Origin of the sequence: Hymenobacter terrestris, from assembly GCF_013377905.1 — a bacterium.
GTDB lineage: Bacteria > Bacteroidota > Bacteroidia > Cytophagales > Hymenobacteraceae > Hymenobacter > Hymenobacter terrestris.
Genome location: NZ_JABKAV010000091.1, coordinates 1 through 10,846 on the forward strand (window position 1 = coordinate 1; position 10,846 = coordinate 10,846).

Here is a 10,846-nt window from a genome sequence, read left to right on the forward strand (position 1 = left end):
GCATCCGCTGGGGCGTTTCGCATAGTAAACATGCCATCTGGCTCCTCCTCTCCCGGAGGCTTCGCGCATTGAGCGAACCGGGGGCCGGGGGGGGGGGGGTCGGGGGCCACGGCTGGCGTACCGCCGCATTTTGTGCGGCAATGCCTAATCTTGCGGCCCCGCTGTTCCGGGTTCCGCTTATGATTCACTACCTGCTGATTGACTGCCCCGACGAGCCTGGCCTCGTGTTCCGCACTTCCGAAGTGCTTTTCCGCCACGGCCTCAACATCCTGCGCAACGGCGAATTTGTGGAGCCCCACGACCACCACTTCTTCATGCGCACCGAGTTCGACGGGCCCTGCGACCCGGAAGTACTGCTGCGCGACCTGCGCGCTGCACTGCCCGCTGCCGCCACCATCCGGCTGCGCGACGACCGGCCCCGCCCGATTGTGGTGCTGGCCACCCGCGAGCACCACTGCCTCTCTGAGTTGCTGGTGCGCCACTTTTTCGGGCAGCTGCACGCCGAAATTCTGGCTGTCATCAGCAACCACGACAACCTGCGCACCATCACCGAGCGCCTCGATGTGCCCTACCACCACATTAGCGCCGAGGGCCTCAGCCGCGAAGCCCATGAGGCCGCCGTGCTGGCCCAGATTCAGCAATATCAGCCCGAGTTTGTGGTGCTGGCCCGCTACATGCGCATTCTGTCGCCCGAGTTCGTGACCCACTTCAACGGACACCTCATCAACATTCACCACAGCTTCCTGCCGGCCTTCATCGGGGCCAGCCCCTACGCCCAGGCCTATGAGCGGGGCGTGAAAAGCATCGGCGCCACCGCCCACTTCGTCACCGACCAGCTCGACCAGGGCCCCATCATCGCCCAGAGCGTCATCCCAACCGACCACACCCAGAGCGCCCGCGACATGGCCCAAGCCGGCCGCGACGGCGAAAAGCTGACGCTGGCCCGCGCCCTCACCCTGGTCTGCCGCGAGCAGGTGTGCGTCCACCGCAACAAAACCATTGTGTTCGAATGAGCCTGACAGGTTGGATTAACAGCTAAACAGGCCAGCTACCCTCCTCAGTTGAGGTGGGTAGCTGGCCTGTTTAGCTGTTAATGATAAAGAGTATATCTCGGCTTACAGCCGCGAGTAATGCTCGTCGATGGCCTTATCCATGGCGGCTTTAAACGACAGCAGCAACTTGTCACGCTCCATTTCTGGCAGCTGCTGCAGGGCCCGCTCGAAAGTCATGCGGTACACGTGGGTCATGAAATCGGCCCCATACATGGTAAAAAAGCCGTCGTGAATTTTATCGAAAGCTAGCTTTTCGGCTGATGAGATAGAAAGCGAAAGCGCCAGCCATTCCTTGGCGTTGTTGGCTAAACTGAGTTGCAGGTCCTGATCCATTAAAGGGACAAAGAGTGATGAGCGAGATAAAAGGAAGTAGCCGGCACTACGTTTGGTGCCAGAAGACGCAAGGCCCGGGCAAGTCCGCCAGCCACCGGCAAGAAGGCGTCAGACAGGCAAATTGTTGCGTTGCCTACCCATTAACCTCGGCGGGCCAGTTTACCTGGCGCAGCAGCACCCGCAACTCGGCCTCGGAAGCCACGCGGCCCTGGAAACAGTAGAGCAGTTGGCCATTTACGGCTTCGAGCAGAGTCATTTCGCCATCGGCATAGAGCACCACGGTTTCCTGGCCCACCTCGCTGGGGCGGCTGTAGCGCACCTGCCCCGCCGGCGAGGAGTTGCTGCGGAAGCCGAATTTTGCCAGCAATTCGGCCGGGGGTTGGTAAGAAGAATCCATGGAGAGAAAGCCCAGAAACGGGACGCGGGGCCAGATGGCCGGGCGCTAAGCCACTACCGCAGTGTGCGGGGCAGCAACAGCCACGCCCGGTTCACCAAAGTCCCGGAAGGTCGGCATTTTCCAGCCAATTTCAACCTTAAGCTCCTCCGTAATGCATAAATCGTTGCAGGTACGGGGCCGTTTTGCTGGCCTTCGACTTCGCTACCGTGGCTGGCGGGCCCTCGGCTACTACCTGGCCGCCCTCGTCGCCGGCACCAGGGCCCATATCAATTACCCAGTCGGAGGCAGCTACCACGCGCATATCGTGCTCGACTACGACTACCGTGTTGCCGGCCGTTACCAGCGCCTGCAACTGCACGAGCAGGCGCTCCACGTCGGCGGGATGCAGGCCGGTAGTGGGCTCGTCGAGCACGTAGAGGGTGTGGCCACGGGCAGGGCGCTGCAGTTCGGTGGCGAGCTTGATGCGCTGGGCCTCGCCCCCACTCAACTCGGTGGCTGGCTGGCCCAGGCGCAGGTAACCTAGGCCCACTTCACGCAGCACCGTCAGGGCCCGAAAAATGGGCGGCTCGTCGGCAAAAAACGCGCTGGCCGCATCCACGGTCATGCTCAGCACCTGGGCAATATTCTGGCCGTGGTATTCGATTTCGAGGGTTTTATCGTTGTAGCGGGTGCCGTGGCAGACGGGGCAGGGCGCGTACACGCTGGGCAGAAACAGTAGCTCCACCATCACGAAGCCTTCGCCCTGGCAGTTCTCGCAGCGACCTTTTTTCACGTTGAAGGAAAACCGGCCGGCATCATAGCGCCGTTTGCGGGCCTCAGACGTGGCAGCAAACAGCCGCCGCACATAGTCGAACAGGCCAGTATACGTGGCCATGTTGGAGCGGGGCGTACGGCCGATGGGCTTCTGGTCTACCTGCACCAGCCGCGTCACTGGGGCGGCTTCAGGTGAGAAGCTAAACGTGAGGGCCCCGCTTTGTTCGTCGTTGTGGTCGTTGCGGTCAAGGGCCAGCCGCTCGTCGTCCGTTTCGGGCTCTTCTTCCACCGGCGCCTTGTCGCGGGCAGCCTTCACTTCCAGCTTCAGCAGTTGGCTTACCAAACTCGATTTGCCTGAGCCCGACACGCCCGTGACGGTCGTGAGCACGCCTAGCGGGAAGCGTACGGTCAGCTCATGCAAGTTGTGGCGCGTGATGCCGGACAGCTCCAGCCAACCGGCCGGCGCGCGCGGTTCGGTAACGACGACCGGGCGGCTTGCTTCGGGGAATAGGAAGCGGCGCGTGTGAGATGCTTCTACCTGCTTCAAGCCCTCAGGCGGGCCACTGTACAGGATTTCGCCACCTTGTTCGCCAGCCTGGGGCCCCACGTCCACGAGCCAGTCGGCGCGGCGCACCACATCGAGGTTGTGCTCGACCACGAACAGCGAATTGCCCGCGCTCCGCAGGCTGGCCAGGGCCGTGAGCAGCGCTTCGGTATCGGCCGGGTGCAGGCCTGCCGAAGGTTCATCGAGCACGTACACTACCCCAAACAGGTTGGAGTAGAGCTGGGTGGCCAGCCGCAGCCGCTGCAGCTCGCCGGGCGAGAGGCTGGGCGTGCTTCTTTCCAGGGAAAGGTAGCCCAGGCCCAGATCGAGCAGCACGGCCAGCCGAGCCCGCAGGTCTTCGGCAATGCGGCGGGCGGCTTCTACCTGGGCGGGGTCATGGGCGGCGTGTTGGGCATGGCCGGTTTCGGTGCCGGCCTCGTAAGGCTCCAGCAGTGCGGCCACCTGCTTGAGCGGCAGGGCCGAGAAATCAGCAATATCGAGGCCCGCAAACGTCACGCTCAGCGACTCGCGGCGCAGGCGCTTGCCGTGGCAGGTAGGGCACGCGGTGCTCAGCATGTACTGCTGCACCCGCTTTTTCATAAGGGCGCTCTGGGTGTTGGCGAAGGTGTAGAGCACGTGCCGCCGGGCGCTGCTGAAGGTGCCCATGTAGTTGGGCTCCTGCTTCCGCTTAACAGCCCGCTGGGTTTGCTCGGGCGAATAGCCAGGATACACCGGCACCACTGGCTGCTCGTCGGTAAACAGAATCCAGTCCCGGTCCTGTTGCGGCAGCTCCTGCCAGGGCGTATCCACATCGTAACCCAGCGTCACGAGGATGTCGCGCTGGTTCTGGCCGCCCCAAGCCTGGGGCCAGGCGGCAATGGCCCGCTCGCGGATGGTAAGCGTAGGGTCAGGCACCATACTCTGCTCCGTGACTTCGTACACGCGGCCCAGGCCGTGGCAGGTGGGGCAGGCGCCCTCGGGCGTGTTGGCCGAAAAGGCTTCGGCGTAGATAATGCCCTGCCCCTTGGGATAGTCGCCGGCCCGCGAGTAGAGCATGCGCACCAGGTTGGAAAGTGTAGTAACCGAGCCTACCGACGAGCGGGTGGTAGGCGTGCCGCGCTGCTGCTGAAGGGCCACCGCCGGCGGCAGGCCCTCAATGGAATCCACCTCGGGAACGGCCATTTGATGAAATAGCCGCCGCGCATACGGCGAAACCGACTCCAGGTAGCGACGCTGAGCCTCGGCGTACAGGGTACCAAACGCCAGGCTGCTTTTGCCCGAGCCCGAGATACCGGTAAACACCACCAGCGCATCGCGGGGCACATCTACGTCAATATTTTTCAGGTTGTGCTCACGGGCTCCGCGCACTTGCACGAAGCCGGTAGTCATATCAGGTTGGGTAGCCGCGGTTAGGTTGGGCATAGCAGGAACTAAGGTAAAACCCGGGAATACGTTGAGCCAGCACTTTTTACCGGATTTTAGTCTACGTTCTTCCATTGTCCCGTTGTTGGTAACGGCCGCGCGAGGCCCTGCCAGTATCGTTCAATGAGGCGTAACCCAGGCGCTTCGCCCTACTTCTGCCCCTACCTTTGTACATTAGCGGGGCTACTTTCTTCCCATCCATATAAACCCGTTGCCCCATGCGTCCACGGCTATTATTACCCGGCATCCTGTTACTACTAGGCAGCTGCCAAAAGGAAGCACGGCCGGCCGAGCAACTCCGGCAGACCCGCTGGATGCTTTCCCAGGTAGATGATTTCCCGATTACTCTTTCCAGCTATGCTGATGCATACCGCACATACGTGCAGTTCAGTGCGTATAACACAACCGCCGGTTTATCTCCCTGCAATTCATTTACCGGTACCTACAGCTTCGGGGCTTCGACTGGCGAGCTATCTATCAGCAACCAAACGGCTACCCAAACGAGTTGTCCCGTTCAAACCCTAGAAACCCTTTATCTGGACGCTTTGCCGCGCACAGTCCGTTACGAGTTATCAGGGAAAGAACTACGACTTTACGAAACCGGCTCGATGAAACCGCACTTGGTCTTTACGGCAACTCCATAATTCACCGGTTGCCCACGCTAACCACTCAGGGTTACCAACTCTGCCCATACCTCAGCAAGACTTTGAGGCAGGGCTACCCACGCCGTTATACTAATACCAAGCTCGCCGAATTGATGCAGAACCGCAGCCCGGCCGGCGCGGGCCCGTCGGACGATACGTGGCCCAGGTGCCCGGCGCACACGTTGCAGCGCATTTCCACGCGGTACATGTGGTGGCTATCATCAAACTGGAACCGCAGAGCGTGGCGGCTGGCGGGCTGGGTGAAGCTGGGCCAGCCGGAAATAGCGTGGTACTTAGTGGCCGAATCGAACAGCAGCTGCCTGCAACCGGCGCAGCAGTAGCGGCCCGGCGCATAGCTGCGGCAAAATTCGTTGCGATAAGCCGGCTCGGTTTCGGCCCCGCGCAGCACCCGAAACCGTATCGGCGTGAGCCGGGCGGCCCAATCGGCCTCCGACAGCTCCAGGCGACGCACGGGTTCAGAGTTGCCGTAGCGGGCGTACGTCAGCACATCTCGCCAGTGCAGCAGGCCGGAGTCCTCAATTTCCATACATTAGCCCTGAAGATTTCCTACAAAGCACTCCCAGATATGGAAGTCCTCTACGACTCGCCGCCGCTTGCTATTTCTTATGATCCGGCTCACGAATGGCTTTACGTGGAGTGGCGCGGCAGCCACACGGCGGCCAGCGCCCGCAGCGGAGGCGAACAGGTGCTAGCCTGCCTTCGTCAACAGCCCTGCCGCAAAATGCTCAACGACAACACCCAGGTAACCAGCGACTGGGAGTCGGCTGCCCGCTGGGTGGGCGGCGAGTATTACCGGCAATTGGCCGAGTTGCGGATGCACTACGTGGCCTGGGTGTGCGCCACCAATTGGTCGGCGCGCAAAAGCATGGAAATGGCCATGCTCTTCATTACCGAGCCTACCGTGGTGCTGTTCGATGATGTGGCCACGGCCTACACCTGGCTCGCGCGGCAGGGCCGCTACTAACCGGCACTGGGCCGCCTCACGGCTACGAGCTGCATGAGAGCGTGGCGCTGCCGGGCTTGGTAGCGGCCCACTCGGGGCGGCGGGCGGCCAGCGCCTCGTGCTCGGGCTGCTCATCGAAGGGCCGTTTCAGTACCTCGTGCAGCGTGTGCAAAGGGGCCAGGTCGCCGGCCTCAGCAGCTTCGATGGCCTGCTGGGCCAGGTAGTTGCGCAGCACGTACTTGGGGTTAACTGCCAACATACCATCTTGGATGGCTTCGGGTGTGGCCGGTTCCTGCCGCAGCCGGGCGGCGTACTGCCCCAGCCACGTCCGTAGTGATGCGCTTTCCGCAGCTTCGGGAGCGGCGTAGGAAGCCGCTTGCAGCAGCTGAGTTGCCAGTTCTTCGGCTGATTCGCCAGCCAGCAGCCGGGGCGCGAGGTGGGATAAATGGCGGTAGAACAACGTCATATCTACCCGCGCACCTTCCATGGCCGGCAGCAGGCTACCTACCAGCTGCTTGTCCGCTTCTTCATTGCCAGAAGCCGTGAGGCCAATTTTGGCCAGCAGGCGCACGTGGTGGCTGCGGTTGAAGGTGGCCACATATTGGTTGAGGGCCGGGCGCAACAGTTCGGGGTCGGGCACTAGGGGCGTGAGGGCCTGGGCCAGCTGCGTAAGGTTCCAGAGGCACACCTGCGGCTGCTGCCCGAAGGCGTAGCGGTAGTTGGTGAAGTCGGTGGTGTTGGGCGTCCAGCCAGGCTCGTAGGGCTCCAGCCAGCCGTAGGGCCCGTAGTCGATGGTAAGGCCCAGAATGCTCATATTATCGGTGTTGAGCACGCCGTGTACGAAGCCCACCGTCTGCCAGTGCGCCACCATTTCGGCGGTACGGCGGCATATTTCGGTCAGCCAAGCCACGTAAACTTCCGGCGAATCGGGAGAAGTTGCGCCCAGCGTGGGGAAGTGGTGGCGGATTACGTAATCGGCCAACGCGCGCAGGTTGTCGGTTTCCTCGTGGGCCAGCAGCAGCTGGAAGTTGCCGAAGCGCACAAACGACGGCGACACCCGGGCCACCACGGCCCCCGGCTCGTCCTGGGCGTTGCCATCGTAAAACATGTCGCGTAGCACCTGGTCGCCGGTGCTTACCAGGCTGAGGGCCCGGGTGGTGGGCACGCCCAGGTGGTGCATGGCTTCGGAACATAAAAACTCGCGCACCGAGGAGCGCAACACGGCCCGGCCATCGGCCCGGCGCGAGTAGGGCGTGGGCCCGGCACCTTTGAGCTGAATCTCCCAGCGCCGCCCGTCCTGGCCCGGCAGCTCGCCCAGCGAAATAGCCCGCCCGTCGCCGAGCTGGCCGGCCCAGTTGCCGAACTGGTGGCCGCCGTAGCGGGCGGCGTAGGGCCGCATCGAGTCGGCCACGCGGTTGCCGGCCAGCAGCTCCGTGGCCGCGCCCTGCTCCGGCGGCTGCTCCAGGCCCAGCTCCGCCCCCATTTCCTCCGACCATACCAGCAGCTTCGGGGCCGCTACCGGCGTGGGCCGCACCGGCGAGTAATGGTAGCCCGGCACCTGCCGCGGCACATTCTCGCGCGAAGGGTCGCCGGATAGCTCATCAACAAAGGAATTGGTAAACGTGGCGGTTTCAAGTGGTTTCATAAGAGCGTGGTTGAGAGTTGGCGGGCAAAAGCCAATGCCATGCTGAGCAAAGTCGCAGCATCTCAGCTGCAATGCTAATCTATAAAACATACCCCGGCTGCATCTTGCTGTTGGGGCCATTTCCATTAGGCCTGATTCCTTTTGCGCGTCAGTAGCTGGCAGCGGTGTATGCAACAAGTATCCTAAAATATCTATATTACCTCCGCTTATCATGTAAGCGGAGGACGATACGAGTACTTACCGGCAGAACGCATGAATGAGAAAAGCTTCTCCAAAGTTGCCCTTGCTGGCACAGCACTCATAACGGTAGCTATCTGGGTGCTGCTGGCCTGGAGCCATTACCACGGCGGCGTGCCGAGCCATCATTTCCTGGCTCGGGCAGATATGCCCGAAATATCAAACTGGTGGGGCGGGCTGTTGCTGCCGGTGCTCACCGGGTTGCTGCTCTACCGCATTCGGAGGCAAGCTTTTGGCAAACCTGACTCGTATTGTGAACCAACTCAGGCCTTGCTGCGCGCCCTATATGGGTTCGGAGGAGCTTTGCTGTTTGGGACATTGATAGCCGTTTTATTTACGGCTGGCGAATCGGATATGGCGGGCAATGTGATGCTCAGTCTGTTTGTATTTGCATTTTTCGTCCCGATTTACCGGCCGGAGTGCTTGCTCGGCTTCGTGCTGGGAATGACCTATACCTTCGGGGCCGTGCTGCCCATGATAATCGGCACCGGATTGGGGCTGGTGGGCCTGGTGCTGCACGCCTACCTCCGACGGGGCCTGGTGTACGCCGGGGCCAAGCTGCTGCCAACCAACAAACCCGGAGTCAACGGCTGATACCTAACGTTAGGCCTTTGATCCGGCACCGGCCAGCACCTGCGTGGCGGCTCTGGCACCGGCTTCCACAGCCCCATCGAGGCGGCCCCACTCGCCGGTGGCTGTTTCGGCCCCGGCCCAGATGAGACGGCCCTGCCAGAGCGGAGTGCGCAGCTCCGATGGAGCCTGCAGCGGCACGGATAGCGGCGGGGCTTCGTCGGCGGGGGTACTGGTATACGGTTCGCGGGTCCAGTCGAGTTCCTGGTAGGCCAGCGGGCGGGCAGCAGGCGGGCCGAACACTCGCACCAATTGGGCTACCACGGCTGCCTCGCGGACAGCAAGCGGAGCGCTACGCAGCGGGTGAGGTCCGGCGAAAAACCCGAACAGCACGCCCGGTCCGCCTTCTGGCGGGCTGGCATCGTGCATTTCCGTCAGGGGCCCCTGCTGGCTCACGGCAAAACCCGACCAGCCCTGGCCCCGCCAAAACGGCGTTTCGTAGGTCACCAGGCTTTTCATGGAGTGGCTCATCCAGGTGGGCATCTGCTGCTGGGCGGCCTGTACAACGGCAGGCAGTACTGGCACGAACTCCAGGGTGTGGGCGGCCAGACGCGGCGGTAGCGCCACTATCACGGCATCGGCCCGGTACGTGTGCGGCTGCCCGTCTTTCTCAGTTGTTACCTCTACCCCATTGGGCAGTTGCCGCAGTGCGGTGGCCGGGGTATTGAGTTGCACGGTGCCGGCCGGCAGCGCCGCCGCCAAACTCTGGGCCAGCGCCGCCGCGCCGCCCGCAAACCGTAGATAGCCCGCCGAGCCAGATGGGTTAGGCAGCCGGTGCACCATGCCGCCCGTTTCGTAGGCGGTGGCGCCAACACTAAACTGCTCGAACGGCGCGAGGCGTAACTCCTGCGCCAGGGCCAACAATTGTGGCTGGTGGCTCCAGCCCCAGGTGGCGCCTAGGTCGGCGAAGGAAGCGTTGGGGTGAGCGGGCACGGCGTGGGTGCGGCCACCTACCCGGCTACGGGCCTCCAACACCCGCACGGTGCGGCCGGCTGCTACCAGCTGCCGCGCTGCCACCAGGCCCGAAAGCCCGGCACCCAGTATGATAACCGAAAAAGAATCTGTCATAGGTTGCCTAACAGGCATTAGGCAGCAAAGTAACGGGCAGCGCGGGCAATCGGCCGTTCCAAGCGGTGATAGGCCAATAGCGGCGGGATTTACAGCGAGTCGGCAGTTGCGAATACGCTGTTTTATCTATATATTAAGACACTCTCTTACTGCTGGTTATTGGCAGATTTCTTTCACCTTTCACCGCCGCACCATGAAAAACATTCTGGTTCCTACCGATTTCTCTCCCGAATCCCGGTATGCCCTTGAGGCGGCGCTACAATTGGCGCAACGCAGCGGCGGGCACCTGCTGCTGCTGCACTGCTTCGTACCTCCCATCGACTCCAATATTTCCACCACCGGCGGGCTGGTGGGGAGCCATGGCCTCAACGACGTGTATGTGCTTAAAAGCCTGCAGGCCGTTAAGCGCCGCATGCACGAGCTGATGGACCATGCCCAAGAACTGGCTCCCGGCGTACCAGTGCGCGAGCTGGTACTCACCGAAGAGCCCGAGACAGCCATTGCTGAAACCATCCGCGAGCGAAACATTGATTTGGTAGTGCTGGGGGCGCACGAAAACACCTCCTGGACCCGTTTTTTCCTTAGTTCGCATACCGAGCAGATCATGCGCGAAGCTCCCTGCCCGGTGCTCACAGTGAAGCATCCGGTCAACAATTTCGATGTGCGCCACTTGGTGTTTGCCTCCGACTTCTCGGCCGAAGCCAACCAGGTAGTACCCACGCTGCAGCAACTGTTGGCCCTTTTCCCGGATGCTATGCTTCATCTGCTCGATGTGGTGCCTAGCGCCGGCCACCATGTCCGGGCGCTGGAGGCCATCCACACGTTTGCCAAGCGCCATCAGTTCAGCCACTACGAGCCCGACGTGTTTGATGCTCCCCGCGTCAGCACCGGCATCCCGCGCTTCGCCGAACAGGCCCACGCCGATTTGGTGGTAATGCTGACTCATGGTCGCTCCGCCCTCAGCCACATCCTGCAAGGCAGCATCTCCGAATCGGTGGCTCTGCACGCGGCTCCGCCTGTGCTCACAGTACACGTGTAGCTGCTAGTAGAACACCTCGCTGGCTACTTATCCACCTTATGCAGAGTGCAGATAGCTAACCTGTATCTACGGTGTAGGGGCGGGGGGTGTCTCCCCCCCCCCGCTGAAGAGGAATTAT

11 protein-coding genes are annotated in these 10,846 nt (G+C 62.1%); 5 read left to right on the forward strand and 6 right to left on the reverse strand.

From position 1 onward, the window contains the following. The first annotated feature begins 140 nt into the window (after positions 1-140). A complete protein-coding gene (gene purU, locus HW556_RS17085) occupies positions 141-1,013 on the forward strand; it encodes a formyltetrahydrofolate deformylase (RefSeq protein ID WP_246289705.1) in 873 nt (290 codons plus the stop codon). A 102-nt stretch (positions 1,014-1,115) separates the two neighbouring features. On the opposite strand, the gene HW556_RS17090 is transcribed toward purU, so the two are convergent. From HW556_RS17090 to HW556_RS17100, 3 genes are all read right to left on the reverse strand, one after another. After that, entirely contained in the window at positions 1,116-1,385 is a 270-nt protein-coding gene (locus HW556_RS17090) for a hypothetical protein (RefSeq protein ID WP_176901336.1), read from the reverse strand. Positions 1,386-1,518: 133 nt separating this feature from the next. Next, positions 1,519-1,782, reverse strand: coding sequence for a hypothetical protein (locus HW556_RS17095; protein WP_176901337.1), 264 nt, complete (start codon positions 1,780-1,782; stop codon positions 1,519-1,521). A gap of 136 nt (positions 1,783-1,918) precedes the next feature. Next, positions 1,919-4,501 carry an excinuclease ABC subunit UvrA gene (locus HW556_RS17100; protein ID WP_176901338.1) on the reverse strand — a complete coding sequence of 861 codons (2,583 nt, stop codon included), beginning with the start codon at positions 4,499-4,501 and terminating at the stop codon, positions 1,919-1,921. Between the two features lie 218 nt (positions 4,502-4,719). On the opposite strand from HW556_RS17100, the gene HW556_RS19065 reads away from it, so the two are divergent. Beyond that, positions 4,720-5,145, forward strand: coding sequence for an META domain-containing protein (locus HW556_RS19065; RefSeq protein ID WP_176901339.1), 426 nt, complete (start codon positions 4,720-4,722; stop codon positions 5,143-5,145). An 85-nt stretch (positions 5,146-5,230) separates the two neighbouring features. Here the strand turns inward: HW556_RS19065 and msrB are convergent, their stop codons facing one another. Continuing rightward, complete coding sequence (msrB, locus tag HW556_RS17110) at positions 5,231-5,692, reverse strand: peptide-methionine (R)-S-oxide reductase MsrB (RefSeq protein ID WP_176901340.1); 462 nt, start codon at positions 5,690-5,692, stop codon at positions 5,231-5,233. A gap of 39 nt (positions 5,693-5,731) precedes the next feature. Here msrB and HW556_RS17115 point away from each other — a divergent pair, with 39 nt between their 5' ends. Continuing rightward, positions 5,732-6,130, forward strand: a complete 399-nt coding sequence (locus tag HW556_RS17115; RefSeq protein WP_176901341.1) for an STAS/SEC14 domain-containing protein — start codon at positions 5,732-5,734, stop codon at positions 6,128-6,130. Positions 6,131-6,152: 22 nt separating this feature from the next. On the opposite strand, the gene HW556_RS17120 is transcribed toward HW556_RS17115, so the two are convergent. Further along, positions 6,153-7,754 (reverse strand): protein adenylyltransferase SelO, encoded by a 1,602-nt coding sequence (locus tag HW556_RS17120; protein WP_176901342.1) that lies wholly within the window; start codon positions 7,752-7,754, stop codon positions 6,153-6,155. Between the two features lie 252 nt (positions 7,755-8,006). On the opposite strand from HW556_RS17120, the gene HW556_RS17125 reads away from it, so the two are divergent. After that, a complete protein-coding gene (locus HW556_RS17125; protein ID WP_176901343.1) occupies positions 8,007-8,585 on the forward strand; it encodes a hypothetical protein in 579 nt (192 codons plus the stop codon). Between the two features lie 9 nt (positions 8,586-8,594). On the opposite strand, the gene HW556_RS17130 is transcribed toward HW556_RS17125, so the two are convergent. Next, complete coding sequence (locus HW556_RS17130) at positions 8,595-9,689, reverse strand: flavin monoamine oxidase family protein (protein ID WP_176901344.1); 1,095 nt, start codon at positions 9,687-9,689, stop codon at positions 8,595-8,597. A 193-nt stretch (positions 9,690-9,882) separates the two neighbouring features. On the opposite strand from HW556_RS17130, the gene HW556_RS17135 reads away from it, so the two are divergent. Beyond that, positions 9,883-10,728 carry a universal stress protein gene (locus HW556_RS17135; protein WP_176901345.1) on the forward strand — a complete coding sequence of 282 codons (846 nt, stop codon included), beginning with the start codon at positions 9,883-9,885 and terminating at the stop codon, positions 10,726-10,728. The last annotated feature ends 118 nt before the right edge of the window (positions 10,729-10,846 follow it).